The following is a 26,097-nucleotide window of genomic DNA, read 5'->3' as shown; positions in this document are numbered from 1 at the left end:
TTTTCGTTTTCCTAGATACTTGCCGCTATGCTAGATAGCCTACTGGCCCAGGCCATTGACTATGAGCCGATAAAAATTGGGCCTCAGACTTCTCTACAGACAGCCATCGAGGCCATGCAACGGGCTGCCTTTACCGCGCTTTGGGTCATTGAAACTACCGCCACTGAAGAGACCAGGTTGATGGGGGCGGTTTTTCCGGCGCAGCTTTTAGAGGCGATTTCGACGGCAACCAATCCTATGGCTCTGACCGTTGAGCAGATTATGGTGCAGGGGCTGCCTACAGTTCTGCAGCATGAATCGCTCACGTTAGATAACCTGCTGTTGTTGTTTAACCAGTACCAAGTAAATTTTCTGCCGGTAACCGATGCCCAAAACCGATTCTTAGGCATGATTGGCCAGTCAGGAATATTGCGAGCCTATGGCCACCAGCCTCCTTCGCGGTTGCTGGAGCAGCTATTTAATCAGCGGTGCTATGGCTTTTTTGTCATGATGCTAGACCGACCTGTAACCTGGCATCGCTCAATGGATCGAGAGGCGACCCTCGACTACGTCTTTGCTCACCAGCGCATGACTCAGGTCAACCCTGCGATGTTGCGGCAGTATGGAGCCAGCGAGCAAGAATTTTTAGGGCTGACTCCCAATGACTGCTTTGCTCACAATCTGACCTATGGTCGAGAGATGTGGCGTCAGTTGTTTGATCATGGGGTGCTAACTGAAATCACCGAAGAACGTCGTTTCGACGATCACGCACCCATCTGGATTGAGGGCCACTATGTCTGTCTACACAATAGCGCTGGCCAGGTAGTAGGGCATTTCGGCATTCAGCGCGACATTACCCACTACAAACAAATGGAAGCCCTACTCGTACAGCGTGAACGCTATCTGGCGCTGGTGGTGGCGATTCAACAGCAACTGCTGGCGTCAGAGTATAGTTTACAGCCAGACGATGATGCCCCCGAGCCCAATGTTTTAGCTGGAGTTCAGGGGCTGTCGCCAGCTCCCTCGGGAGGATTTGATCAAGCCGCTTATCAGAATATTTTGAAGCAGCTAGGAGAAACGGCGAGGGCATCGAGGGTGTACCTGTTTGAAAACCACGACGACGGGTTAATGAGTCTGCGAGTGGAGTGGAGTGCCGACGGCATTGCTCCAGAAATTGACAACCCAATCCTACAAAACCTGCCTTATAAAACGTTTTTCCCGCGCTGGCTAGAGCTGTTGTCGCAGGATCATCCCGTTCATGGCATCGTGAGTGAGTTTCCGACACCAGAGCGCACGATCTTAGCTCCCCAGGGGATTTTAGCCATTCTAATTTTGCCGCTGAGGGTCAAGAGGCAATTCTGGGGCTTTATTGGGTTTGATAATTGTCTTCAGGCTCGTCCATGGCAGGCCGCTGAGGTTAAGTTGCTGGCAGCGGCGGCGGCGGCTTTTTCGCTGCACCTGGAAAATCGTCAGGCGGAGCTAAGGCTATACCAAAGTTGGCAGCGAGAACGCCTGACTCACCACCTGGTTGAGAATATGCGCCAGACCCTACAGCTGGGGCATATTTTCACCACCACCACGACAGAACTGCGGGCTTTGCTGGGCTGCGATCGCACCGTCATCTACCGCTTTAACCCCGACTGGAGCGGGAGCTTTGTGGCCGAGTCGGTGGGGCCAGGCTGGGTTTCCCTACTGGAGTCTACCGATACCCCTGCCGACCTCAACGCTGAAACCGTGACGGGTAGCCGAGACTGCTGTATCCAATCCTGGAGCCAGACGGTACCTCAAGACATTGATACCCATCTACAAACCACCCAGGGTGGCGCTTACCTGCGCGGTAAGCAATATAGTTGCGAAGCTGATATCTATAAGGCTGGGTTTTCGACCTGTTATCTAGAGCTGCTGGAGAAATTTCAGGCCAGGTCTTACCTGACGGTACCTATTTTTATTGGCCAACGGCTGTGGGGGTTGTTGGCTAACTATTGCAATAGCGGGCCACGCTATTGGGCCGATACCGATATTAGTCTAGTGCTGCACATTACCCATCAGCTGGGAATCGCCCTCCACCATGTAGAACTGCTCGAAAAAACCCATCAACAAGCCGTAGACCTGGCCCAGGCCAAGGAGCAGGCGGAGACCGCCAATCGGGCTAAAAGTGAATTTCTGGCCAATGTTAGCCATGAATTGCGCACCCCCCTCAACGCTATTTTAGGGTTTAGCGAACTGTTAGCAACCCAGGCCAATCTGCCCTTGCCATCTGAGAGCAGCCCCGGATTAGACCAAAAGGATTACCTCGACATCATCAACCGCAATGGTCGCCATCTCTTAGACCTGATCAACGAGGTGTTAAATATGTCGCGGATCGAATTAGGGCGGGTAGAAATGAGGCCCACTCGGTTTGATCTCTATCAACTATTGTTTGACATCAAAAACCTGATGGCGGTGGAGACTGCCCAAAAGGGCCTAAGGCTGACCTATGAGCTGGCCCCTCATATGCCCCAGTTCATCACAACTGACGCCGACAAACTGCGCCAGATCCTGTTGAATTTACTCAGCAATGCGATCAAGTTTACGGCCTCTGGTACCGTATCGCTGCGGGCAGGGGTACAGGCCCCAACAATAAGCCCGGCTTTAGACTCTAGCCTTGACCTGTGGTTTGAGGTAGAAGACACCGGCCAGGGCATTGCCCAGGGTGAGTTTAGTCACCTCTTTGAAGCCTTTACCCAGACCCAGGCGGGTCGTCAGGCCAATCAGGGAACAGGCCTGGGTCTCACCATTACGCGCGAATTTGTCAAGTTGTTGGGGGGCGATATTCAGGTCACGAGCGCGCTAAATCAGGGCAGCCTGTTTCGGTTTACCATCAGAACTCAAGCCGCGATCGCCGAACTCCCCAACCCAAGTCGCCCAGGTGAGTCAGTAGAGCCCTTGCTGGGGCTAAAAGAACCTTTAGACAGCAATATGTCTGAGCTCATGGCCGCCGCCTTGGTGACCCTCCCGCCGCAGTGGGGGCATCAACTCTATCAAGCCGCCGTCCTGGGATCTGATCGCAGAATCTTGCAGCTGCTGGCCCCGTTACCTCCCGCCTACGATCCTCTAGTTAAGGCCTTAACCCAGCTCACCGAACAGTTTCAATTTGATCAAATCATTGCCTACTTGCCCAATCCTAAGTAGGGCTGGGCACCCTAACCAAAGGTGTTTCTGGCCCTGCCACCTGAACGCTGCCCTGTTACCAGATCAGGCCATTATTCCCACTGCTGTGAAGGATTTTATCTTGACAACCCGGCGTCGTCACTTGTTTAGCCACATACCTCTATCTGTTATTTTGAAAGTTCCCTATACGCTGCAAATTATTGCTGCTGTGGGCTTGACGGGGTGGCTTTCACTGCGCAATGGACAGGTAGCAATCTATCAGTTAGCCCTGGAGCTCCGTCAGGAAGTTGCCGATCAGGTGTACCACCATATCGCAGATCAATTGCAGATGGCCCAAGATATTAATCAAGCCAATTTAGCGGCGATTGAATTAGGACTGTTGCCCCTAGATGACTTTGCCGGCATGAGCCAATTCTTTTGGCATCAAATGCAAATTTATCCGGTCAGCTATATCAATTTTGCCAACCCTCAGGGCGAATTCATTGGGGTAGAACTAATCGATGACAATCACTGGGTAATCAATGAGACCCTGGCGCCTAACCTCAACAGCATGACCATTTATCAGACTGACTCCCAGGGCGATCGCACCACAGCCAAAGTAGACTCGGTGCCCGATCCGGTCACTGAGGAGGGCTGGTACACCGATGCCGTTCAAGCGGGGCAACCCGTATGGAGCGATATTTACCAGTGGGCTGATCAGCCCGCAGTGCTGTCTATTTCTTCCAGCTACCCGGTCTATAACGATAGCCAACAGCTACTAGGTGTAATTGGGGTAGACCTTGTAGTGTCTCATATCAGTCAGTTTTTAAGCACCCTAGTCCCCAATGGAGACGGGGTAATTTTTATTATGGAGCCGAATGGATTGCTGGTGGCCACGTCTGGCGCCATGCCCGTATTTCAGTTAACCCAAGATACGGCCACAAGATTACCGGCAACCCAAAGCCAAGATGCCCTGATACAGGCAACTGCGGAACGGCTACAGGAGCAATTCCCCCAGGGGGTAGAGTTGCCTGAGTCCCTGGCGCTGACCCTAGACTTTGAGGGCATCCGGCACTATGTCAATGTCACCTGCCACCAAAATGAGTTGGGTCTAGATTGGATAATCGTACTGGTGGTGCCGGAAACGGCATTTATGCAGCAGATTGCTCAGAACACCAGGATTACAGTACTGATGTGTCTGCTGGCCGCTGCGATCGCAACTCTGCTAGGGTTAATTTTGTCCCGCTGGATCAACCACCCGATTCGAGAGCTGGTGGTAGCTAGCCAGACGATTACTAAGGGCGATCTATCCCACACCATTGATATCGATTCAATTCAAGAATTTGAAACCTTAGCGACATCTTTCAACACCATGGTCTTGCAGTTGAAGACGTCCTTTACCGATCTTGAAAACCGCGTTGATCAGCGTACTGCTGAATTAGCGGAAGCCAAGACCCAGGCAGAGGTTGCAAACCAGGCTAAAACTCGGTTTTTGGCCAACATGAGCCACGAACTCCGTACACCCCTGAATATAATTTTGGGATTTGTGCAGGTGCTAGAGCGTGACTTAGCCTTAGAGCCTGAGCAAAAAAATAACCTGCAGCGCATCTATCGCAGTGGGCAATATTTGCTGTCTCTGATTAACAATATTTTGCTGTTGACCAAGCTGGAATCCAAGGAAATAGGGCTTTACAATGTCTGCTTTAATCTCTGGGCAATGCTGGAAGATTTAATTACTACCTTGAAGCCCCAGGCTGACGCTAAAAAGCTCACTTTTACGGTTTCTTCTATTGCTGACTTACCCCACTATATCTACGGTGACGAAAATAAAATACGGCAAGTTTTAGTCAGCCTTCTAGAAAATGCTATCAATTTTACGGATGAGGGGCAAGTTATTCTGCAAATCAGGGCCATTCCGATAGAGACAACTGCCCAAGCCACCACCAATGAATGGATACTTCAGTTTGAAATTGAAGACACTGGACCTGGAATTTCGCTTGACTGGTTGCAGTCTGAAGAAGACCCTTTTTTATACTCCGATTTTGGCAAACAAGCACAGCAGGGCGGCGGTCTAGGCCTACATATCAGCCACGAATATGTGCGACTGATGGGAGGTACAATGATTTATAATAGCGATCGCGCCCAAGGAACTCTTTTCCATATCCGAATCCCCATTATTGTTGATTCTGACCTGAAAGACAGCGCTAGAATCGATACCTCTTCGACCTTCTTTGCAGATGCTTATCCACCTAATTTTGGTGCTGTCGCATCAGCTCACTTGACTAAGGTTTTGACTCAGCTATCCCCAGACTGGGTTGATCAAATCGAACAGGCTGCCATCAAAGGCTCTGATTTCGACTTAGAACAGCTAATTTTGCAACTACCAGAAAATTTCAACGAACTCAGAGCCTACCTAAAATATGCAACCCTAAACTTTCAATTTGATAAAATAATTGAGCTGATTGAAGAATATCGCCATGCATATCACTCCTATTAATCAATCAAAAAAAGAAATTCTAGTTGTCGACGATACGCCAGATAACCTGCGATTATTGTCTGCAATATTGACACAGCATAACTATGAGGTCAGAAAGGCATTGAATGGCTCACAGGCGATAGCCTCAGTTAATGCTGATGCCCCTGATCTAATCTTGTTAGATATTAAAATGCCTGGCATAGATGGCTTTGAAATTTGCACAACCCTTAAACAAGATCCAGCATGCGAGAGAATTCCAGTGATTTTCATCAGCGCTTTAGATGATGCACTTGATAAAGTGAAAGCGTTTTCGGTAGGAGGAGCAGACTATATTACCAAGCCTTTTCAGGAAGCAGAAGTACTTGCTCGTATTGAAAACCAGCTTCATATTTTGAGCCTTCAAGAGCAGTTGAAAAAACAAAATGAGGAATTGGCCCGATCAAACCAAGCCCTAGAGCAATTCGCTTATGTTGTCGCCCATGACTTACAGCAACCTCTCCAAAGTGTTTTAGGTTATGCGGCAATCATTAATTTAAAGTACTCAGAATCATTAGACAGTTCTGTCAATGGCTATCTCGAGAAAATCTCAGAGGCTGGCACTCGTATGCAGCGACTAATTCAAGATTTATTGAGATATGCTCAGATAGGTAAACAAGATATAGATTGTTTAAAGTTGGATGGCAATGTCATATTATCTAAGGCTCTAGACAATATAGCGCTAATGCTACAAGAAAGCCATGCCAAACTTACATATGCCGATCTGCCTACATTGTTTGGCAATGAGTCTCAGATAGTTCAACTATTCCAAAACCTAATTGGAAATGCTGTTAAATTTGCTCAACCAGGCACGAACCCTAAGATTGAGATAGCTGTTTCCCCGGTGAATAATTACTGGCTTTTTACAATCCATGATCATGGTATAGGTATTTCGCCCGACAATTTAAGCCATGTCTTTAAGCTTTTTTATAGATCTAAGTCAGACGAAAAAATTCACGGTTCTGGCATTGGTTTAGCCGTCTGCAAAAAGATTGTTGAAAGTCACGGTGGCCAAATCTGGGTTACCTCAGAGCTCAACGTTGGTACGACCTTCTCATTTACTATGCCGGTCAATAGCGGTACTCATTAAGCAGCATGACCAACGCACTTATCGGCTGGAGCTCAAAATACACAGGTACTGCTATGCTGCCGATTAGTTTGTCAACCCACCCCCATGGGCAGAAGTCTGAGTTGTGATAGCCCTGAGACTAACTGCCAACTGCCAGTGAGTGAGCAGCCTAAACACCAGGGAAGACAACCGAGCTTGCGAAAACACCACCAATAAAGTACAAATGTACTTATTCGGCGTTTCCCATGGTGGCCTTAATTTGGTCTACAAATTCTTGGTGATCGATCACTGGTTTCGAGATATAGCCATCGGCACCGCTCTGGCTCAAAAAATTCTCGCGATCGCCCTCCATGGCGTGGGCCGTCACCAAAATTATAGGTAGGTTAGCAGTGTCAGGGTCAGCCTTCAACAGTTGGGTAATCTTGATGCCATCCATAGGTCTGCCCTGGTACATGCTGTGGGCCAGTGACACATCCATTAACACAACGTCAATCTCGCCACTGCGGGCAATGGCAATTACCTCTTCGACATCTTCGGTATGCTTGACGACCAGACCACCGCGCTTGGTCAAAATTTTAGAAAACACCCGAGCATTTACCAGGTCGTCTTCGACGAGTAAGACGGTTTTCATCGTGCTGATTCACCCTCGTTATCGGAGAAATATATGAATAAACCATGGGCTAATGGCTGGTGTGGCGGGCGCCCTTGGTCGAGGGCGACCTACCATAGCCTGGCCCCTGTCGTCGAGTGCCATGCCCCAGACTAGTTAGATTAGGTGGCTAAGATGCTTGCCATGCTCCTAGGCTTGCCTATAAGTTACAGCATTGTTAGCGCCAATCTATGTAGGGTGATTAAAATTTCAGGTCTTAAAATGTTGTTTTGCTCTATGGCTGTGGCCACACTCAGCTACCATCTGGTTTTTGCTAGTTAACCGACACCGTCTCACTCACTCACTTTTTTCTCACTCAGGAACCTGCCATGGCCGACCAACTCGACATGCTCGCCTCCGGGCAAATTGTGCCCACCTCGCTTCATACCGAGGTGCAGCGGTCGTACCTGGAATACGCCATGAGTGTGATTGTAGGCCGGGCCTTGCCCGACGTGCGCGACGGTCTCAAGCCAGTGCATCGGCGCATTCTCTACGCCATGCATGAGCTGGGGCTAACCCCCGATCGCCCCTATCGCAAATGTGCCCGCGTGGTGGGCGATGTGCTCGGCAAATATCACCCCCACGGCGACCAGGCGGTGTACGACGCCCTGGTGCGCATGGTGCAAACCTTTTCTAGTCGCTACCCGTTGCTCGACGGCCACGGCAACTTTGGCTCGGTGGATAACGACCCGCCAGCGGCTATGCGCTACACCGAGACGCGCCTCTCGCCGATCAGCAACGACGCTATGCTGAGCGATATTAGCGAGGCTCTGGTCGACTTTAGCGACAACTTTGATAGCTCTCAGCAGGAGCCGGTGGTGCTGCCCACACAGCTACCTAATCTGCTGCTCAATGGCTCGTCGGGCATTGCCGTGGGCATGGCTACCAATATTCCGCCCCACAACATGGCCGAGGTAATTGACGGGCTGGTGGCGCTGATTGAGCGGCCTAGCCTAGCGGATGACGACCTCTTTCGCCTGATTCCTGGCCCCGATTTTCCCACTGGCGGCGAAATCATTGGCACTGAAGGCATTCTGGATGCCTATCGCACCGGGCGAGGCAGCATTCCCATTCGCGGCATTTGCCAGTTCGAAGAGGTGCATCCGGGGCGAGGGCGGCAGCGGCGTAACGCTATCGTCGTCACCGAGCTGCCCTACCAGGTGAATAAGGCAGGGTGGATTGAAAAAATTGCCCAGCTGGTCAATGCGGGGCGACTAGAAGGTATCGCCGATATTCGGGATGAGAGCGATCGCGACGGCATGCGGGTGGTGATCGAGCTCAAGCGGGAAGCCCCGGCCCAGCGAGTGCTGCAAGATCTCTACCGCACCACGCCGCTCCAGACTAACTTTGGCGTCATCATGCTGGCCCTCGACAATGGCCAGCCCCGTCAGCTGCCCCTGCGCGATGTCATGCAGGCGTTTCTCGACTTCCGCGAAATCACCCTCACCCGCCACTACCAGCACCAGCTCGACAAAACCGAAAACCGGCTGCATATTCTGACAGGGCTGCTTACGGCCCTGGGCAACCTGGATGCCATGATCGATATTCTGCGCCATGCTGCCGATGGCACCACGGCTAAACAGCAGTTTCAGCAGCAGTTTGACCTCAGCGATCGCCAGGCAGATGCCATCTTGGCCATGCCCCTGCGCAAACTCACTGGCATGGAGCGCCAGGGCTTAGAAACCGAGTTCGACGAATTTAGCCAGCGGCGCGACGATCTGACCCGGCTGCTGTCTGATCGCAAAGAGCTCCTCAAAGCCCTGAAAAAAGAACTCAAAGCCCTGAAGAAAAAGTTTAGTGACCCCCGCCGCACCCGCATTCAAACCGATGAAGAGCGGGCAGAAGAGTCGCAGCAGGTCGAAGAAATCATCGCCGAAGCGGTCGAAGAAGAGACGGTGGTGGAATTTACCCAAAAGGGCTACGTGCGGCGATATTCGCAAAAATCTTACCAACGGCGGCAGGCCCGGCTAGAGGCCGACACCAACCCCAAGCTCCACGCCATTGACGATGACCCAGTGGTGCAGCTGGCGGCGGCCATCACTACCCAGGAGGTGCTGGCGCTCACCCGTGACGGTCGCGCCTTTACCTTGTCGGTAGAGGCTATTCCCAATAACCCGCGCCAGGGTAAGGGCGCGCCCTTGGTGAACCTGCTGCCGGGCTCGGTGCCCCCCGACCCAGATGCCGTTGTGGCTCAGCTAATTATCCGCGACGACCTGCTGGAGCACGACCTGATTTTGGTCACCCGCAAGGGCAAAATCAAGCGCGCACCGCTGAAAGAATTCACCAACTTGACCGGGCGCGGCCTCACCGCAATGAAAGTGAAAGACAGCGATGAGCTGGCCCATGTCACCCTGGCTGAGTTTGGTGATGACCTGGTGCTGGGTACGACCGGCGGGCGGTTGCTGCGGTTTCCCCTCGATGACGATAACCTGGCGGTAATGGGGCGGGCGGCCCAGGGGCCCCAAGGCATTCGCATGGGTAAGCAAGAGACCCTGGCGGGCTGCGTGGCGGTACAGTCGAGCAAAGACTGTCTACTGCTGGTGACGGCGGCGGGCTATGCCAAACGTCTGCCCATTGAGGGGCTGCGGGTAGCAAAGCGCGGCGATATTGGCACCCAGTCGTTTCAGTTCAGCCTTAAGAGCGATCGCCTGGTGGCTCTACTGCCGGCGGTGCCTAAGGAAGCTGTAACTCTGTTCACCAGTGCTGACCGCACCGCCATCATCCCCACGGCATCGGTGCCGCGTCAGGGGAGAACCGGAGAGAGCGATCGCATCGTCAAGCCCAATAAGGGGGAAACCGTCAGCCAGGTGCGGCACGTCATGGTGCCCGATGGTGGCCCCAGTGCCCGATCATTGACCGCAGCAGAGTAAGATAAATTTTGGATTTGCGATCTACCGGAGGGCGTAGCACTACGCCACGGCACAGCTATGCAGGTCGGCCCACCCTGGTTATGCCCTACAGCCACGACCAGCCCGACAATGCCGCTAGGGCCAAGCGTCTGGGTACCTTACTGACGATTCATCGCGATCGCTATGCCGCTGCACCCGTGGCCAAAGTGCTGCAGAAATTGTTAGTAAATTCTAGCTATGCCGCTAAAGCCGAAGCCATTGGGCGTATCATCCAAGCAGAAAATGGGGTAACTGCTGCCTGTGACGCCATTGAGGCGCAGCTGCAAACTGCCTCGGTTTCGCTGTAGGCTCTAGATCTTTGCTGTTTTCTCGCCCAACCTGCCGTGGCCCACGTCGTCATCGAAAATGTCTACAAAACCTTTCCCAAGTCTCGCCAGGTCCATGGAACCAAGGAGAACAGTGCAGCTGCCGAAATCGACCATGAAACGGCGGCGGTGCTCAAACGCATCAACCTCACCATTGATGACGGTGAGTTTATGGTGCTGGTGGGCCCCTCGGGCTGCGGCAAGAGCACCCTACTGCGGCTGATTTCGGGCCTAGAGAGCATTACCGGCGGCAGCATCTGGGTGGGCGATCGCAAAGTCAACGACCTGCCCCCCAAGCAGCGCGACACCGCCATGGTGTTCCAGAGCTACGCCCTTTACCCCCATCTGTCGGTGTACGATAACTTGGCCTTTGGCCTCCGCCGCATGGGGGCCGATCTCGAAAAAACGCTGCCGAATCTAGACGCGGGAGTGAACCCTACCCCCATTAGCGACTCCCCCGCCAATCAGGAATTAGAGCGTCTGCTGACCCAAAGCCACTGGTGGGAAAAGCCCCTAGTCGCCATCACCCGACGATTGCCCGTTGGGCTGCGCTATGTCTCCGAGGCCGAGCGTCTGATCGACGAACGGGTACGGGCGGTGGCTAAAATGCTGCAAATCGATCGGCTGCTGAGTCGTTACCCCCGCCAGCTCTCGGGCGGACAAAAGCAGCGGGTAGCCCTGGGGCGAGCCATGGCCCGCAACCCCCAGGTGTTTTTGATGGATGAGCCCCTCTCCAACTTAGATGCCAAGCTGCGGATGGAAACCCGCGCTCAGATCGTAAACTTGCAGCGCCAGCTCGGCATTACAACGATTTACGTCACCCACGACCAGGTCGAAGCCATGACCATGGGCCACCGCATCGCCGTGATGAACCAGGGGCAAATTCAGCAGGTGGCCTCGCCGCTAGACCTATATAATCGCCCGCTTAATCGCTTTGTGGCTGGGTTCATCGGCTCACCACCCATGAACGTTATGCCTGTGCAGGTGCAAGCTCCGTTTTTGCTCACCCACCCCGACTTTCGGCTGTCGCTGCCTAGCCATTGGGACGATCGTCTGCTGCCCTACGATAACCGAGAGGTACTGCTCGGCATTCGCCCTGAGCACCTGAGTCTGGCCCTGCCCGCCCCCAAAAATATTCACGGACAGATCACCCACCTAGAAGCTCTGGGTAGCGAGACTTATCTGACGGTGCGGACTGAGGCACTGACTCTTCAAGCCAAAATTTCCCCCGAGGCACCAGCCCGTATTGGCGATGAGGTCTGGCTGGCGATCGCCGCTGAGAAAGTACACCTGTTTGACCCCATCACTGATCGATCCCTTTGGAATAACGACTAGACAACCCTGTTTGCGACTCAATCGGCCCCTCAAGGGTAGATACGCACTAGCCGAGGAATGTCATAGGTTAACTCTCGGTGGTGCATAAACGCATCTAGAACTAAACGCAGATCTTCCGTGCCCCGAAATGACTCGACTCGCTGGCACAGCTCACCCTGCTCAAACAACAACAGGGTAGGTAAATTAGACAGCCGATAGGTCGTAGCTAGACGAAAATTTTCGTCGGCATTGATATCCACAAGGCTTATTTGCCCCACCCATTCGGCCTGAAAGGTTTGCAAAATTGGCGTGATCAGTTTGCAGAGTCCACACCAAGGCGCCCAAAAGTGAACAAGTACCGGGATCTGTGACTCCAGTACAGATGATCTGAAAGTGGTTTCATCAACAGACATTGGATATGGATTTTGTAAGGAAAGATAACTATCTTGCTGGATCCGGTTTTGGGCAAAGCTGCTTTGCTCAATCAGGTATCTGGCTTCAACGTTTATACGGAGATTGCTATAGGGATCATTGTAGACCAGTGCAGAATAGAAGTTAATGGTCAGGATCAAGGATTATGTTAGATTCCTAACACAGATTTTTCTCTAGTCATTGAATAACGTTGGTCTAGCTTTGAGCTCGCTCAAAGCGGGTGCTTTTGGAGCAAAGCAAAGGCATCCGCTGCCGGCAGTGGCTTGGCAAAAAAGTACCCCTGACCGTAGTCACAGCCTTCCTGGCACAGCATGGCTACCTGGGTTTCGGTTTCGACGCCTTCAGCAACTACCTCCATGCCTAGCTTTTGGCCTAGGGTCAAAATAGTGTGGATAATGGCTCGATCTTCATTGCTTTTCTCCAGGCGACCGACGAAGGATTTATCGACCTTGAGGGTGTCCATAGGAAAGCGATGCAGGTAGCTGAGCGATGAGTAGCCTGTACCAAAGTCATCAATAGCTAGCTTGAGATCTAATGACTTAAGCTTGAGCATTAAATCAATGGCGGCATCGACATCCCCCATCACCATACTTTCGGTGATTTCTAACCGCACACAGTGACCATTGACCTGAGTTTCTTGTAATGCGGTCTCAATTTGGGCAATCAAGTTAGGTTGACCAAACTGCCGATTGGAGAGGTTAATGCTCATGGTCAGGTGTCGATGTTGAGGAAATTGATCGTGCCAGCTACGCAGTTGCCAACAGGCCTCTCTAAAAATCCACTGGCCCAAAGCCATAATTAATCCGGTTTCTTCAGCTGCTGGGATAAAGGCACTGGGCAATACAAACCCGCGGTCTTTTTGCCGCCACCTCACCAGAGCTTCGAATCCAGCTAGTTGTTGAGTTTTGAGATTGATAATGGGTTGGTAATAGAGCAAAAACTCATGGTTGTCTAGGGCACTGAGTAAATCACTCTCGAGCTGAAGGCGATTTACCGCGTCAGCGAGCATGCCGGCGGCAAATACTTCAAAGCGCGATCGGCCAAGGGCTTTAGCCCGGTACATGGCTGTGTGAGCATCGCGGAGCAGGTTAGCTGGTTTATGTTCCAGCTCTGGTTGGCTAATGGCGACTCCAATACTGAGGGTGCTGGGTAATTTCTGGCCGCGCAGGGTGAAGGGTTCTGAAAGGGCATCTTGCAGACGATCGATTAGATCCCTAGCCTCAGAACTGGGTAAGTGGGTTAATAAAAGCGCAAACTCATCGCCACCGACTTTAGCGATTTGTGCTTCCGGAGGCATGTGCTGTACTAGCCGTTGAGCCATCATTTGCAGAACTTCGTCTCCGACCTGGTGGCCAAGGCTTTCGTTGATTACCTTAAAGCGGTCAATACCCATAAAAGCCACTATGACCGGTGGTTCGGTAGGTCGTCGGTGGTGTAAAGCCTGCTGAATAGTGCCCATAAAGGCCTCTCGGTTGGGTAAACCAGTGAGGGAGTCGTGGGTAGTACGGTAAAGCAGCTTGTAGGCTAGCACCCCGGCGATGGTGCCAATCATGCCTGTCGTTGGTTCGATCAGAGGTATCCACAATAGCCGACTGACGCCTAGCCATCCGATACCGATGAGTCCGGCTATTAGCAGGCTGCTGGCAAGGAGTAAAAGGCTAGGGCGTTTGATTCCCCAGGCCAGCCCACCAGCAGCCAGACACCAACCCCACAGCCACAATCCTTCAGCCCATTGGGGTAAAAATCGATAGAGTGCCAGCTGTCCATCGACAATATCGAGCATTTGTCGAATCATCTGGCCATGGATGGCGACCCCTGGCATGGTTAGCTCGTTGTCTTGATTGAAACTAAAGGGAGTATAAAATCGGTCTTTAAGACTAGCTGCCGCAGTGCCAATTAGGACAATGTTGTCGGTTATCCAATCGGGGTCAAACTGCCCGCTCAGTGCTTGGCTAATGGATATATGCTGGGCAGGCATCTGGGCCGTATAATATCGCAGCAAAATTTGGTAGCCTCGGCTATCCACGTTTTGATAGCCGCCATCTTGGGCAGAGAGAACTGGAATGGCGCGATCGCCGAGGTAAAGATAATTTTCTTCGGCCCTGAGAGCATCGGCAGAGTAGCCTGCATAGGCCATGATGACTCGTAGCGCAAAGGAGTAGTACCCGCCCTCCTGGCTGCGTACAAATATCAGATTACGGCGAATAATCCCGTCAGAGTCTGTGGGAAAGTCATTGAAACCGACTCGATCCCTATCGACGGTGGGGGGGGGAGGCACCTCAGATTGTCCTTGGGTGCTGCCTACATTCCTAATGGCAACTAGGTTGGGATTAGCTAACTCCTCAATTAGCTCGCTAGAACCGGGCGGGCGGGGGGTGCTGCGATAGAGATCTAGACCGACAACCCGGGGCTGATAATTTTGAATTTGGTTAATGACTTGGGCGAGTACCTGGTCGCTCAGAGGCCAGCCATATTGACGAATATCGGCCTCAGTGATGCCTACGATGGTCATACGAGGGTCTAGATCTTCGCTGGGAAGCGATCGCACTAGCCGGTCGAACAGAAATAGTTCTGCTGGCTCCAGTATGGTAGCGACTTTCATCCCCGTTACCAGGGCACTGGTCAGCACACTGGCTAACAGCACAATCTTGCTACCGGTATTGAGGGGAGTAATACCCCACCAACGCACTACCCACGGCACCACATGACGATGCAGCCGGTGGTTTATGGCTTTAATTGTTGCTTTCACACCTGTTTGGCCTTTGACAACAAGAACTGACGGGGGCCAGTCAAGATATTTTTCCTAAGCATGCCCAGATCATACCGATAACCTCTGCCCTTTCCCCTGCAATGTTATTTTCGATACTTTAGTAACCTGGGCCAATATACAGAGTAGTTGGTCACCAAAAGCCTGAGGTTATGGTTTTTAGCCTGAGGGTATAGTCTTTGTTGCGGTCATCAGGAATATGAAGATCTAACGCAACGACGGCAGTTCCTAAGCAGAACTGCCGTCGTTGCGTTAGATAAATTTATGCTGCTCTAGCCCTATCATTGCTGACACCCTAGTGGATCAGGATAGAAACAGCATTCCAGGGTTCAGAGCTAATTTACCCCGGCTGGAATAGGAGTCACCCAATGGGTGCCGCCGCCTTGACGACGGCCCGGAAATTCGTCTCGGCTATTGGCGCTGGCAACCGCTCCTAATCCGAAGGCCTGACATAGAATCATTATGGCCAGCGATAGTACGCCAATTGCTAGCACTGAGTGACCTAAACTAAACGTTTTCTCTAGCGGAGTTTGCATCGTGATTATCGTTGTAGTCCCAGGTTTGATCGATGAAACCTGAGGGTAGACGCCCCTTAAACAACAGTTAAACACCCTGGCTTCGCTGTCTAGGATTTTAGAGGCCGGTTGGCAGTTAGATAGCAAAGCTTAAATCTATTAAGACCGAAGGTAAGGGCAGCTATCGACAGAGGACTTACGGAAGTTTGTACTCAGAAGTTTTACTGAGGACAATATTTGATCCGGATAAATTTCATGAGAGTTTGGTAAAAATTCGTCAATTTTTCGAGATGGAGGGGATCTGTAAAGCCAAGAATGCTCGTGTGAAGTGATTTCCCTGTTTGCCTCGCAAAAAAGTCGTCCGTAAACCTACGGATTTGCCCCTAAAATTATTTTGGCAAATAGAATGGAGCAGAGGTACAGCTTCTAGGCCAACAATTGCCCAGCTAGTCCCAGCAGGAGTGCCACTAGGGCACCGATGGTTGTATTGATGCCGTTGACCACCTCATTAGTTAGCCAGGCCAGCCGAGTTTGAAGGGTTGCGCCAATGAGACTTTCAACGGTGGTGGCAACAAAAGCCGATACTAAGCACAGGCCTATTTCCCAGGGGCCAATCAGCCCTACCCCCAGACCTACCAGGGCAATAATGGCTGAACCGATCACTCCGGCCAATGTTCCCTCTACACTAATGGCCCCTTCGGTACCGGCAGCAACTGGTCGCAGGGTAGTGATTAAAAAGGTGTGCTGGCCATAGGCTTTGCCGATCTCGCTGGCGGTTGTATCCGAGAGTTTAGTGCTCAGGCTACTGACGTAGGCTAACGCTAATAGGGGAATCCACCGCTCGGCTTGGAGCGGGCTACCAGCTAACTCGAGCAGTGCGATCGCTCCGGCACAAACTGCTGCGGTTAAGGCAGACCCCCAGACGTTTTCTGGCCCTCTGGCCCCTGAGCGGCCCTCGGCAATGCCCGCAGCTTCTTTACGCGCTTTACCCAATCGAGTTACGGCTGAGCCAGCCAAGAAATAGGCCATGATGACAACGTAGCCGCGCCAACCCAAGCATCCCCAGATCAAGACACCTAGAACCCAGGCATGCAGATAACCCGCCGGGGTAAGCAGCTTCTTGGGCGCTTGCCAAGCCACCGCCAACAGGGCTGTATTGATCATTCCTCCCAACAGCCATCCTATCCAAAGCAGCGGTATAGATGCTAAGTCTAAAACCATTGGTTTACCTCGTGAATTGGGCGTTAGGTCTAGATATCAAATACCTTGTGCAAGTGCAAACAGTTGCCCTGGTCAGGGTCTGGCTCGTAAGTCAGACGGTCGGCCACCAGGTACATAATTTTTAGGCCGCGCCCTCCCTCAGAGTTGGGATCGTTGGCAGTAATTTTGTGCCGCAGTACCGAAGCGAGATCAAATCCAGGGCCACGGTCCCAAATTTTAATCTCGATGGCGCGATCGCTAACCGAGACCTCAATCCGTATGGGGGTGCTTTGGGGTAGCTCAGCGTGGGCGTGGCGCACGGCATTGGTAAAGCCCTCAATTAGCGCCAGCTGGCATTGGAGCCAGATATTGTGAGGAATTGGGGATGTCTGAAACTGATCAAACCAGGCCAGCACCGACTTTAGCGCTGTAGGATCGGTCTGGATGTCAATCTGACTGGTGTGCTGATAGGTCAAAGCAGGCAATAGCTAGATAGCTCATCCTTGCATCATAGGCCTCAGCCTACCCTGGCAAACGCCCCAAAGACAAGAGTTTTACATCTGGAGGGAGGATGTTTCGGAACCGTTGAGGCATTGTAAGACATAGGCCTGAGATCCCTTGAAGTGAGCCTGAGTGCTTTTTATCGATAGGGGTCTAACCAGGTCAATAGCACATGGCGTAGATGGCCGAGATCGCGATAAAACTCTTGTTTGACAAACTGCCCTAGGGCATCAAGTGGGCTAAATGACTCGCCCGGCTGCCAGCCAAGATCTTGAGCGATGGGCGTGGTGTGGGAGCCCTGGAGAATTTGTACGGTGGTGAGGCGAGGAAAGCGTTGCACCAGTACCTCAGAGAGAGGCCGCGTTTGGTCGATGGTATCGCTGCGAAATTTAATCAGTAGATTGCTGGAAACTGGATATTGATTGCGTACCAGTGCCAGGGTGGTCTCAGGGTCAGGGGTGAACTCAACGTTAAAGGCTGGGTTGAACTGCACTACTTGCTCTAAGAACGGAATCGATCGTCGGGCTGGGTAGTTGTTAAAACTCATATAGATATTTCCGGCCCGTTCTATGTCCCAGAGGCTGTTGATCAGCAGATGTATTTTGCAGCCCAGGCTGTGTCCTAGACCGTAAATCGGTAAAGGGTCATGGTGAATGAGCACGCGCTTTTGCAAATATTCCATGGCCTGGTCGAAGGTGATCAGTGCCTCTTGGGCAATAGCCGTGTGATCAAAGGTATTGATAAATGGGGTTGCTACAACCAGATAGCCCTGCTGGGCTAGGTTCTCAAGCAGCCACTGGTACGTCACGCTAGGCGCTGCTGCCACAAAGGCACCCCCGAGGAAATGTACGATCGCTCTGGGGTTTGGCGGCACCAGAATCCAGTTGCCAGATACCTCTTGCCAGTTCATAGTCATCGGTAGTTATGTTCGTGCTGATTGGGCGTGGTCAAAACTAAGCGTCATACCCACAGGCCGTTGTTGAACTAGTATTCCTTCTAGACTAATGTAGCCAGTCTGGCTAGAGGACTGAAATCTAAGAGCCCTTAGACGTTGCCTAGACCTTACTGTGACACTTGCCTTTCGTTGAGCTAGGGCAGTAAGCTCAGTGGGCGGAGTTAGGAAAAAGTTATGGCACAGGGGGATGCGATCGCAGAGCGGACGATAGCGGTCAATGGACTGACCTGGTTTTACCGTGAACTGCAGCCCACCGTTGACTCATCTCGGTTGCCCGTGGTTTTGCTCCATGGCTTAGTGTCTCAGAGCTATAGCTGGCGTCAGGTCATGCCACCCCTAGCCCAGCAGGGGTTTCGTACCATTGCCCCTGACTGGATTGGCCACGGCTTTTCCGACAAGCCCGATCGCCGTGTTTTTTCCTACACGCCTGAGGCCCTCAGTGTTGCCCTAGGTGAATTTTTAGATGCTCTGGATCTTCCCCAAGTGCACCTAGTTGCCCAAGGGTTTCTCGGCTCGGTTGGCATACAGTATGCTCTGCAAAACCCCAGTCGAGTCGACCGCCTGGCAATGATTAATGCACCCATAGGCCCTGGCGCTAAACTACCTTGGAAAATACGCCAGATGGGCTGGCCCTTGGCCGGAGACATGATTACCCAAGACCCGCTCCTAGTCGATCGCACCCTAGAAGGTGGAGGGCCCTATCAAATAGACGATCCCGACTTAGATGTCTATCGCCGTCCCTTTCTCAAGAGCTCGGATGTCGGTCGGGCCTTGATGACGACTGTACGTCAACTATCTGTGGAAGCCCATAGTCAGGCCATTGCTGCAGCCCTACCTGGTTGGGATCACCCTACCCTAGTCCTCTGGGGGCAGAGTGATCCCTGGCTATCGGTGAGCTTAGCTGAGGCAGCCGTGCAGGCTCTGCCCAACGGCGAACTACAAACCCTAGCCGAGGTAGGCCATTATGCTCAGGAAGACTGGGCCGAAAAAGTAGCTGCGGCCCTCGATAGTTTTCTGCGTCAAATGAATGTGTAGTTGACGCTAGGGCTAAGGTATCACTGCCAGTCATACTCTAAGGCGGCATCTCCCAATACCTGACGAATAGTTGTCCGTAGGGTTACCAACTCATCTACCGTGACGCGGTGATCAGCATAGAGCAGAGTCTTGATATCTTCTAGTTCGCTCTGGGAGAGTTTTCCATCGGCCAAGGCATGACGGACTAAATTCCGCAGTTGTTCAAGGTGGGCTAGATCGGCTTCGCTGAGCTTCTGAGACTCATTTCTCTCAATATGCATTTGGTTCACCAGATAGCGCTTAGATTTAGTTAAACTAACGTTCCATGAGTTGATTAGACCCATAAAATAATTCATAAAATTGCAGTTTATATTAAATCAATGGGTGATGGTGTTGCTTAAGCAACAGGATTTTCTCTAAGGAGACTTGAGATGGCCAATAAGCAACAATTTCAGAGTTTTGAAGATCTATTAGCCGGTGCCGAAACCCCAGTGCTAGTTGATTTTTACGCTACTTGGTGTGGCCCCTGTCAAATGATGGCCAGCATTTTAGCTACGGTCAGCCGTCGCCTTAAAGGGGAGCTAAAAATCGTTAAAATTGATACCGACAAGTATCCGCAAATTGCATCTCAATATCAGGTTGCAGCCTTGCCGACACTGGTCTTGTTCAAAGCCGGAAAACCCATTGACCGTATCGAAGGAGTATTGCCTGCCGAACAACTGGTAACTCGGCTACGTCCCCATCTTGCCTGAGCAATGGCAAAAGTACCCTGTGCGATCGCAATGGGCAGCAATCTGGGCAATTCTCAGCACACGCTATTTCAAGCCCTCCAAGCTCTCCACTGCCCTCCCCTAATGACCGTGGTGGCTCAATCGAGCCTTTACCAAACGGTTCCTATAGGTCCTCCCCAGCCCGACATCCTCAATGCTTGTGTTCTGCTTGACACGACGCTGTCGGCAGTAGCTTTGCTGCACCAGTTGCTTAGTATAGAGCAGCAGTTTGGTCGAGAACGCCAACAGCGCTGGGGACCGCGCACCCTTGACCTCGATCTATTGTTTTACGATCAGGCTGTTGTCACCACACCAACTCTAGAAATCCCCCACCCTCGTTTCCGGGAACGCGCCTTTGTGCTTATTCCACTAGCCGAGATCGCCCCCAATTGGTGTGACCCGATTAGTGGTCAAACAGTGCTTACCCTCTGCCAATCGGTAAACCCCTCAGGAGTACAACGGCTTGGTCCGATTGTCGCCTAGGCCTCAATCGGGTGGCTAAAGACAGCTACAATAGGGCGAACATGAGTTGTCTCCAGAGTCTTTCACCCATGTCGCTTGGTCAAGAGCCACCCCAATTACTAAAACAGCGTCTTTTCTACGAAGGGCGTAAGTTTAACTTTGAGGTCAATCGGTTACGACTGCCTAACCGTGCCGAAGGCGATTGGGAATGCATTCGTCACCCTGGCGGCGCTTTAGCGGTTCCTGTTACCACCGAGGGCGATTTGATTATGGTGAGGCAGTATCGTTTTGCCGTACTGGGTCGGCTGCTAGAGTTTCCCGCAGGCACCCTTGAGTCCGAAGAAACCCCCATCGATACCATTCGCCGAGAAATTCAGGAAGAAATTGGATACACCGCCAAAACCTGGTTGCCCATGGGTAACTTCCCCTTAGCTCCAGGATATTCTGACGAAATTATCTATGCCTTTTTGGCTACCGATCTAGAACCAATTGAGGCTCCCCCTGCCGCCGATGCCGACGAAGACATGGAGGTTATTTCACTGTCTCCCACCCAACTCGAAAATTCTATTTTGGCAGGAGAAGCGATCGACGCCAAGACGATCGCCAGTTTCTATTTGGCCAAGCCCTACCTTGAGAAATTGGCTGCCCTCTAAAAGATCTGCCCCAGAGCAAATCATCGATCTTAGTCGACCGTCTAATTAAACACTTGGAGAGCCGCTGGTGCCATAGTAAGGCTTGAGCCAGTCTAGATTGAGCTCATAGAGATGATCAATCACCCAGGTAGCTCGACGATGAATCATTTGATAGGGGTAGGTGTGCGCGACTCCTAAGACGGGTACTCCAGCGCGCTTTGCAGCCTCTATACCGGCAAAAGAGTCTTCGATCGCTAGACACTCAGCTGGTTGGAGATTTAGACCGACTGATAGATTGTTGAGCTGATTGATCGCAGCTGTGAAGCCGTCTGGCTTAGGTTTACTCACACCAAAGGGAAGATCGTCTGCTGAGATAATGAGGTTTACATAATCGCCCCAGTTCACTAACGATAGTACGGTCTCAATTTCACTGCGTCGGGCGCCAGATACGATGGCTAGACTCAGCTGAGCTGACCTAACCTGATAAATCAAGTCATCAATGCCTGGATAAAGGGGAAGACGCTCTAACCTGCGTAAGATCTCTTGGTAGCGAGTTGCTTTGCGATCGAGTAATTTTTCTAGATAGCTATCAGATACTGTTCTTCCCCGAAGAGTCAGTAAATCTCTGAGGCACGCTGCATCCGATCGGCCTAGGCAACAATCGACAATATCTTGGGGGTTGGGTCGCAGGTTTTCTTCAAGGAGTAATTCGTCAATCAGCTGCTCATGGATGGCTTCGTCGTTGATAACAATCCCGTTAAAGTCGAGTAGAACAGCCTTGATAGCCATAAACCTAGCTGGGAAACCGTAAAGAAATGCAAAGCATTGGTTAGCTTTTAGTTTAGCCCGATTTTGAAATGGCAAGGGGGCTTCCTAGGCCAGGAATTGCGAGATTTGAATGTCAAAGGCGCGAGCATCAATCTGGTTGCTGATAGAGACTAAGTTTGGAGGTTACTACTCCGATCGGGAAATAGTATGCCCGTAGAACTACGGAGAACTCCACTTAGCCTTCGTCAGAGTACCGTGGATCAACCATGGTGCATACTGGCGTCACTTCAGAGAATGGGTACAGTTCCCAGCGAACCCGCTCTCGTAAGGACATCCGCAGATATGGCTACTGAAACTTCGACAATTCGCTCCCGTGGTATGGAACTGCTGATGCAGTACAAGCAGTCTCCCTCTGTGCACCTGCGCAATAGGCTTGTGCAGTTAAACGCTGGCTTAGTGCGTAAGATCGCCCATCGAGTCAGCCACCAGTGTTCTGAACCCTATGAAGATTTGGAGCAAATTGGCTACATTGGCTTAATTCGTGCGATTGAGCGGTTTAATCCTGGCCAGGGCTGTGCTTTTAGCTCTTTTGCAGTTCCTTATATTCGTGGCGAGATGCTGCATTTCCTTCGCGATCGCGGCACGACGGTTAAGATTCCCCGTCGCTGGCAAGATCTGCAAAAGGAGTCCCAAAAGCTCCAGATGGAACTGATGCGCAGTTTTGGCCGTAACCCCAGTGACGGGGAAATGGCTGATGCGTTAGGTGTCTCGGTTAAAGAATGGCGAGAGGTCAAAATGGCCCATAAAAACCGTTTGCCCCTCAGCCTGGATGCGACTGTTTGTCAGCAAGTCGACTCTAATATTACCCTTGGTGAGACGTTGCCGGATACCCACTATCAGCTGATGCAGGCCCTAGAAGAAGATCGCCAGCAAATTCAGCGAGCTCTAAACCAGCTTGAGTCTAAAACTCGCACGGCTATTGAGTTTGTGTTTTTTAAGGGCTTATCTCGTAAAGAGGTTGCCGAAAAAATTGGCGTTAGCCCCATGACTGTCACCCGTCGTATTCAGCGGGGAGTCGATGAAATGATTGCTTTCCTACAACCTCAGGAATTGCATACTGATCAATAGCCCTTCACCAACCCCAGACCTACGAGAGCAGTATGCCGTAGGGAGTCTCTAGAGACTCCCTACGGCGTTCTCATTGCTACAACTACCGGCGACTACCTCTGGCTGTGCGGCACCTACTATCAAGCTGCCCGACCCATCATCCGCGATCGCATCGAATAGCTTTTCTAGTTGGGGGCAGGCCCAGAAGCTTGCTTTCCTATTGCTTTCCTAAAAGGAGTCAGGAATTATCGGTCTTTTGCCTGTAGGTTTATACGAAGCCTCACAGCCTTGGCAAAACGATATGGTAGCCTCTCACCCGCTACACAGCGCCTATGACCAGTACCAGACCCTGGTAGACCAGTTGGCAAACAGCCCAACCTGGGAGCCAGAGCCGGTACTAACCATGCTGAGAACGCGCGATCGCATTCAGCACCTGATCGATCAGCTCGGTGAAATACCCGAGGCTCAGACCCTGCCGCCCCAATTTTGGTTAAGCCTGGCCAATACCGATGCCATTCTGGGTCGCCACACCGACCAGCTGCGAGCGGTGCCCGCCTTGGTCGACTGGCGCAAAAGCGTACATCCCCCAGAGCACCACTGGTGGTGGTACCCCCCCGAACTGGAACCGCCCAAGGATGCTCTGGCCTGGCTGTGGGGCGGGCTAACCATCGCCATGCTCACCATTAGTTTGGCCCTGGCCCAAGATATCGCCAGTCGTTTTACCCTCGATACGCCAGGGGTGTGGAGCTCGCTGGGGGCGATCGCCCCGGTTATTCTTACCCTGTTTGCCAGCGGCGGTGCCCTGACTAAAGTGGGGCAGCAACTGCTCGAAAGCGTGCTCGCCAGCCGTAGTTCGGCTGCCAAAAACTGGGCCAGAATTAAATTTGCCCTGGCCTTTGCCCTGGCCCTGGGGCTGTTTCTCTTTCACTCCCTGGTGCTGCCCCGGATCGCCGTAGCCTACAACCAAGCGGGCGAAGAGCAGTACGAATCAGGCGACTGGGCCAGCGCTCAAGACAACTTCGAGCAGGCCCTCAGCATTCGGCCCGACTACCCCGCTGCCCAGTTCAACCTGGGCGTGCTCTACGAAGCATATCAGCAGCTTGACCAGGCTCAAACCGAATACCTCAAGGCGGTGCAGGGAGGCTACCTACCTGCCTACAACAATCTGGCCCATCTCTATATTCAGCAGGGTAACCCCGAAGACGCCGTGCCCCTGCTGCGCTCGGCCCTGGGCAACCCGGTCTTGAGCCAGCAGGCGCCCGAGTTGCAATACCTGCTGCACAAAAATTTGGGCCAGGCGCGCCTGGAACAAGAGCGCTTTGCCGAGGCTCAAACGGCTTTGCTCGAGGCGATTGTAGTTGGCCAATCCTTAACCAATCCTCGCCCCGATGCCTTCTGTCTATTGGCCCAAGCCCTAGGCCAATCGTCTGCTCCGGCTGACTCCTCTCTACCTGCCGCCAACACTGCTTGGAGGAGCTGTTTGCAGTATGCCACCCGGCCTGAAGACGACATCTGGGAAAGCCAAGCCCGCCAAGCCCTGACCCAGCCGGAGAATTTGTATGCCCCAGAACCCGCACCGTAGTATTGGAACCTGTGGGTAACGTAATCAGCAGGTTATGGTTAACGGCGCGCTCGATGCGCCGCTTAATTTTGGATCAACCATCAGGAGAAAGCCAGAAGTCATTTCAGCTATTTCGCCACAGCGGCTGGCAGCTCACCGCCTGGTATACCGGCGTGATGACGGTGGTGCTGGGGCTGAGCGGTCTAGGGGGCTACGAGGCGCGATCGCCCTCACAGCCGCAAGTGTGTCTAGATTAACGGCAAAGCTGAGCTGCAACAGACATACTTAGCTTTCACACAAGTTTTCGACTGTCTGCTCCAGCGCTGTGTTGGACTGCTGACAACTACTCTTAGAGTATTCCAACTAAATACCTATCCGGTGTCTCTCCGCGACTGGCCCAGTGGGCCGAGTTCGCGTTCCTGATCGGGATGTTTTTTTAGGTGGAATACTCTTATGCAAATACTGCTTCATAATCTCGAGCAAATTCATTAAAAGTGATTGGTTGCTTTCTTCCAATTTTAGTAACCACGCCAGTAAGAGTTGGTCTTCCTTTGCTAGCGATTTGCCAAGACGTGGTTACTGCCTTAGCAAACCACTCTGAAACGCCAGATCGAATTAGGGCCTGATTAAAATCCAATGGAGAAGCATCAATGTAAGTAATCTTTTGATTGGCGACTGTGGAGAGCTTTTCAGCAATCTCTTGTAATGAGAGTAACTCTGGACCCGTTAAATTATACGTTTTCCCTTCATGCTTTTCCTCCGTTACAATTACAGATCCAACAAGCACAACATCACGAATATCTATGGGTGCGGTTTTTGCGTCTCTCATGGGCAAAGACAATGTGCCTTTTGTCCTCATCTCATGAGAAAACCATAGAAAGTTTTGCATAAACGAGTTTGTCTGCAAGATTGTAAATTTGATACCGGATTGTTTTAGGTACTGCTCTGCGATGGCATGTTGCTTGAAAAACTGGCAAGGTGATTTGGGGTCAGATTTAACAGGAGATAATTTGACAATATGCCGTATGCCAGTGCGTTTAGCTGCTTGGTAAAGTTGAATCTCTTGCTCGGCTTGATTAATCGTATTGGGAGGAATTGAAAAAAGGCGATCGCACCCCTGCAACGCAATATCTAAATGATCTAGTCGGTTGAGATTGCCTAAGCAAACAGATGCTCCCAAGGCTTGAAGGTTAGCTGCTTTTTGCGAATTTCTGACCAGCACCCTTACTTGTTTGCCCGACCGTAAGAGTGATTCAACCAGCTTACTACCGACCCTCCCAGTTGCACCTGTTATAAGAATCATGAGAATTGCCGTTAAACTTTGTACTCATACCTTGCTACAAAATAGGGGCCAACTTGGCGATCGCTATGATGCCAGAACCCAAAGTTTTCATAAACCCTTCTCCATCAAGGGTTTCTGGCCCAGCAGTTTGCAGCAGGTCATGGAGTAGCAGGGCCATTTCATTCTCAAGGGAGCCTAAAGATGCTAGAGTTTCAGGCTAGTTCCAATGGTTCTAGCGTTTATGCGTCTGCCCCCTCCCGCCCCC

The 26,097-nt window shown here is 51.8% G+C and carries 23 protein-coding genes; 13 read left to right on the top strand and 10 right to left on the bottom strand.

Features of this window, described 5'->3' with window-relative positions:
- Positions 1-27: 27 nt before the first annotated feature.
- From IQ254_RS09360 to IQ254_RS09350, 3 genes are all read left to right on the top strand, one after another.
- Positions 28-3,150, top strand: coding sequence for a GAF domain-containing protein (locus tag IQ254_RS09360; protein WP_193965908.1), 3,123 nt, complete (start codon positions 28-30; stop codon positions 3,148-3,150).
- A 151-nt stretch (positions 3,151-3,301) separates the two neighbouring features.
- Positions 3,302-5,605 (top strand): hybrid sensor histidine kinase/response regulator, encoded by a 2,304-nt coding sequence (locus tag IQ254_RS09355; RefSeq protein ID WP_193965907.1) that lies wholly within the window; start codon positions 3,302-3,304, stop codon positions 5,603-5,605.
- Positions 5,586-6,710: a response regulator gene (locus IQ254_RS09350; RefSeq protein ID WP_193965906.1), complete on the top strand. Its 1,125-nt coding sequence runs from the start codon at positions 5,586-5,588 to the stop codon at positions 6,708-6,710. Before IQ254_RS09355 ends, IQ254_RS09350 begins: the two co-directional genes overlap by 20 nt.
- Positions 6,711-6,918: 208 nt before the next feature.
- Here the strand turns inward: IQ254_RS09350 and IQ254_RS09345 are convergent, their stop codons facing one another.
- Entirely contained in the window at positions 6,919-7,320 is a 402-nt protein-coding gene (locus IQ254_RS09345) for a response regulator (RefSeq protein ID WP_193965905.1), read from the bottom strand.
- A 347-nt stretch (positions 7,321-7,667) separates the two neighbouring features.
- Here IQ254_RS09345 and gyrA point away from each other — a divergent pair, with 347 nt between their 5' ends.
- The 3 genes from gyrA to IQ254_RS09330 are packed head-to-tail and all read left to right on the top strand — an operon-like array spanning position 7,668 to position 11,887.
- Positions 7,668-10,208 carry a DNA gyrase subunit A gene (gyrA, locus tag IQ254_RS09340; protein ID WP_193965904.1) on the top strand — a complete coding sequence of 847 codons (2,541 nt, stop codon included), beginning with the start codon at positions 7,668-7,670 and terminating at the stop codon, positions 10,206-10,208.
- A gap of 8 nt (positions 10,209-10,216) precedes the next feature.
- Positions 10,217-10,534, top strand: coding sequence for a hypothetical protein (locus IQ254_RS09335; RefSeq protein WP_193965903.1), 318 nt, complete (start codon positions 10,217-10,219; stop codon positions 10,532-10,534).
- A 36-nt stretch (positions 10,535-10,570) separates the two neighbouring features.
- A complete protein-coding gene (locus IQ254_RS09330) occupies positions 10,571-11,887 on the top strand; it encodes an ABC transporter ATP-binding protein (RefSeq protein ID WP_193965902.1) in 1,317 nt (438 codons plus the stop codon).
- Positions 11,888-11,916: 29 nt separating this feature from the next.
- Here the strand turns inward: IQ254_RS09330 and IQ254_RS09325 are convergent, their stop codons facing one another.
- The 5 genes from IQ254_RS09325 to IQ254_RS09305 form a co-directional block, all read right to left on the bottom strand.
- Positions 11,917-12,279, bottom strand: a complete 363-nt coding sequence (locus tag IQ254_RS09325; RefSeq protein ID WP_193965901.1) for a co-chaperone YbbN — start codon at positions 12,277-12,279, stop codon at positions 11,917-11,919.
- 230 nt (positions 12,280-12,509) lie between these two features.
- Positions 12,510-15,047 carry a bifunctional diguanylate cyclase/phosphodiesterase gene (locus IQ254_RS09320; protein WP_193965900.1) on the bottom strand — a complete coding sequence of 846 codons (2,538 nt, stop codon included), beginning with the start codon at positions 15,045-15,047 and terminating at the stop codon, positions 12,510-12,512.
- Positions 15,048-16,006: 959 nt separating this feature from the next.
- Positions 16,007-16,801, bottom strand: a complete 795-nt coding sequence (locus IQ254_RS09315; protein ID WP_193965899.1) for a TIGR00297 family protein — start codon at positions 16,799-16,801, stop codon at positions 16,007-16,009.
- Positions 16,802-16,830: 29 nt separating this feature from the next.
- Positions 16,831-17,256 (bottom strand): ATP-binding protein, encoded by a 426-nt coding sequence (locus IQ254_RS09310; protein WP_193965898.1) that lies wholly within the window; start codon positions 17,254-17,256, stop codon positions 16,831-16,833.
- A 164-nt stretch (positions 17,257-17,420) separates the two neighbouring features.
- Positions 17,421-18,191 carry a DUF1350 family protein gene (locus tag IQ254_RS09305; RefSeq protein ID WP_193965925.1) on the bottom strand — a complete coding sequence of 257 codons (771 nt, stop codon included), beginning with the start codon at positions 18,189-18,191 and terminating at the stop codon, positions 17,421-17,423.
- A 219-nt stretch (positions 18,192-18,410) separates the two neighbouring features.
- Here IQ254_RS09305 and IQ254_RS09300 point away from each other — a divergent pair, with 219 nt between their 5' ends.
- Positions 18,411-19,271 carry an alpha/beta fold hydrolase gene (locus IQ254_RS09300; protein ID WP_193965897.1) on the top strand — a complete coding sequence of 287 codons (861 nt, stop codon included), beginning with the start codon at positions 18,411-18,413 and terminating at the stop codon, positions 19,269-19,271.
- 20 nt (positions 19,272-19,291) lie between these two features.
- On the opposite strand, the gene IQ254_RS09295 is transcribed toward IQ254_RS09300, so the two are convergent.
- Positions 19,292-19,531, bottom strand: coding sequence for a hypothetical protein (locus IQ254_RS09295; RefSeq protein ID WP_193965896.1), 240 nt, complete (start codon positions 19,529-19,531; stop codon positions 19,292-19,294).
- Between the two features lie 150 nt (positions 19,532-19,681).
- Between IQ254_RS09295 and trxA the strand changes: the two genes are divergently transcribed.
- The 3 genes from trxA (at position 19,682) to IQ254_RS09280 (ending at position 21,135) form a co-directional block, all read left to right on the top strand.
- Positions 19,682-20,002, top strand: a complete 321-nt coding sequence (trxA, locus tag IQ254_RS09290) for a thioredoxin (RefSeq protein ID WP_193965895.1) — start codon at positions 19,682-19,684, stop codon at positions 20,000-20,002.
- Between the two features lie 3 nt (positions 20,003-20,005).
- Positions 20,006-20,503 carry a 2-amino-4-hydroxy-6-hydroxymethyldihydropteridine diphosphokinase gene (gene folK / locus IQ254_RS09285; RefSeq protein ID WP_193965894.1) on the top strand — a complete coding sequence of 166 codons (498 nt, stop codon included), beginning with the start codon at positions 20,006-20,008 and terminating at the stop codon, positions 20,501-20,503.
- Positions 20,504-20,571: 68 nt separating this feature from the next.
- The gene (locus IQ254_RS09280) at positions 20,572-21,135 is read left to right on the top strand and encodes an NUDIX hydrolase (RefSeq protein WP_193965893.1); all 564 of its coding nucleotides are present in this window, start codon (positions 20,572-20,574) and stop codon (positions 21,133-21,135) included.
- A 45-nt stretch (positions 21,136-21,180) separates the two neighbouring features.
- On the opposite strand, the gene IQ254_RS09275 is transcribed toward IQ254_RS09280, so the two are convergent.
- On the bottom strand, positions 21,181-21,903 hold the full coding sequence (locus IQ254_RS09275) for an HAD family phosphatase (RefSeq protein WP_193965924.1): 723 nt from the start codon (positions 21,901-21,903) through the stop codon (positions 21,181-21,183).
- A 321-nt stretch (positions 21,904-22,224) separates the two neighbouring features.
- Between IQ254_RS09275 and IQ254_RS09270 the strand changes: the two genes are divergently transcribed.
- The 3 genes from IQ254_RS09270 (at position 22,225) to IQ254_RS09260 (ending at position 24,807) form a co-directional block, all read left to right on the top strand.
- Entirely contained in the window at positions 22,225-23,010 is a 786-nt protein-coding gene (locus IQ254_RS09270) for an RNA polymerase sigma factor SigF (protein WP_193965892.1), read from the top strand.
- A 280-nt stretch (positions 23,011-23,290) separates the two neighbouring features.
- Positions 23,291-24,571 carry a tetratricopeptide repeat protein gene (locus tag IQ254_RS09265; protein ID WP_193965891.1) on the top strand — a complete coding sequence of 427 codons (1,281 nt, stop codon included), beginning with the start codon at positions 23,291-23,293 and terminating at the stop codon, positions 24,569-24,571.
- A 53-nt stretch (positions 24,572-24,624) separates the two neighbouring features.
- Positions 24,625-24,807 (top strand): hypothetical protein, encoded by a 183-nt coding sequence (locus IQ254_RS09260; RefSeq protein WP_193965890.1) that lies wholly within the window; start codon positions 24,625-24,627, stop codon positions 24,805-24,807.
- Positions 24,808-25,001: 194 nt separating this feature from the next.
- Here IQ254_RS09260 and IQ254_RS09255 read toward each other — a convergent pair whose 3' ends face one another.
- Both IQ254_RS09255 and IQ254_RS32040 read right to left on the bottom strand, forming a co-directional pair.
- Complete coding sequence (locus IQ254_RS09255) at positions 25,002-25,853, bottom strand: SDR family oxidoreductase (RefSeq protein ID WP_193965889.1); 852 nt, start codon at positions 25,851-25,853, stop codon at positions 25,002-25,004.
- Between the two features lie 34 nt (positions 25,854-25,887).
- Positions 25,888-26,010 (bottom strand): hypothetical protein, encoded by a 123-nt coding sequence (locus IQ254_RS32040; protein ID WP_255526990.1) that lies wholly within the window; start codon positions 26,008-26,010, stop codon positions 25,888-25,890.
- Positions 26,011-26,097 lie beyond the last annotated feature (87 nt).

Origin of the sequence: Nodosilinea sp. LEGE 07088, assembly GCF_015207395.1 — a bacterium.
In the GTDB taxonomy this organism is placed as follows: domain Bacteria; phylum Cyanobacteriota; class Cyanobacteriia; order Phormidesmidales; family Phormidesmidaceae; genus Nodosilinea.
Note: the sequence above shows the minus strand (reverse complement) of the source record. Positions and strands in the feature narration are given on the sequence as shown.

Coding starts and splice junctions, on each gene's coding strand:
- IQ254_RS09360 (WP_193965908.1), top strand. CDS start 28: ATGCTAGATAGCCTACTGGCCCAGGCCATTGACTATGAGCCGATAAAA.
- IQ254_RS09350 (WP_193965906.1), top strand. CDS start 5,586: ATGCATATCACTCCTATTAATCAATCAAAAAAAGAAATTCTAGTTGTC.
- IQ254_RS09345 (WP_193965905.1), bottom strand. CDS start 7,320: ATGAAAACCGTCTTACTCGTCGAAGACGACCTGGTAAATGCTCGGGTG.
- gyrA (WP_193965904.1), top strand. CDS start 7,668: ATGGCCGACCAACTCGACATGCTCGCCTCCGGGCAAATTGTGCCCACC.
- IQ254_RS09325 (WP_193965901.1), bottom strand. CDS start 12,279: ATGTCTGTTGATGAAACCACTTTCAGATCATCTGTACTGGAGTCACAG.
- IQ254_RS09315 (WP_193965899.1), bottom strand. CDS start 16,801: ATGGTTTTAGACTTAGCATCTATACCGCTGCTTTGGATAGGATGGCTG.
- IQ254_RS09305 (WP_193965925.1), bottom strand. CDS start 18,191: ATGAACTGGCAAGAGGTATCTGGCAACTGGATTCTGGTGCCGCCAAAC.
- IQ254_RS09300 (WP_193965897.1), top strand. CDS start 18,411: ATGGCACAGGGGGATGCGATCGCAGAGCGGACGATAGCGGTCAATGGA.
- IQ254_RS09295 (WP_193965896.1), bottom strand. CDS start 19,531: ATGCATATTGAGAGAAATGAGTCTCAGAAGCTCAGCGAAGCCGATCTA.
- trxA (WP_193965895.1), top strand. CDS start 19,682: ATGGCCAATAAGCAACAATTTCAGAGTTTTGAAGATCTATTAGCCGGT.
- folK (WP_193965894.1), top strand. CDS start 20,006: ATGGCAAAAGTACCCTGTGCGATCGCAATGGGCAGCAATCTGGGCAAT.
- IQ254_RS09280 (WP_193965893.1), top strand. CDS start 20,572: ATGTCGCTTGGTCAAGAGCCACCCCAATTACTAAAACAGCGTCTTTTC.
- IQ254_RS09275 (WP_193965924.1), bottom strand. CDS start 21,903: ATGGCTATCAAGGCTGTTCTACTCGACTTTAACGGGATTGTTATCAAC.
- IQ254_RS09270 (WP_193965892.1), top strand. CDS start 22,225: ATGGCTACTGAAACTTCGACAATTCGCTCCCGTGGTATGGAACTGCTG.
- IQ254_RS09265 (WP_193965891.1), top strand. CDS start 23,291: ATGGTAGCCTCTCACCCGCTACACAGCGCCTATGACCAGTACCAGACC.
- IQ254_RS09260 (WP_193965890.1), top strand. CDS start 24,625: ATGCGCCGCTTAATTTTGGATCAACCATCAGGAGAAAGCCAGAAGTCA.
- IQ254_RS09255 (WP_193965889.1), bottom strand. CDS start 25,853: ATGATTCTTATAACAGGTGCAACTGGGAGGGTCGGTAGTAAGCTGGTT.
- IQ254_RS32040 (WP_255526990.1), bottom strand. CDS start 26,010: ATGGCCCTGCTACTCCATGACCTGCTGCAAACTGCTGGGCCAGAAACC.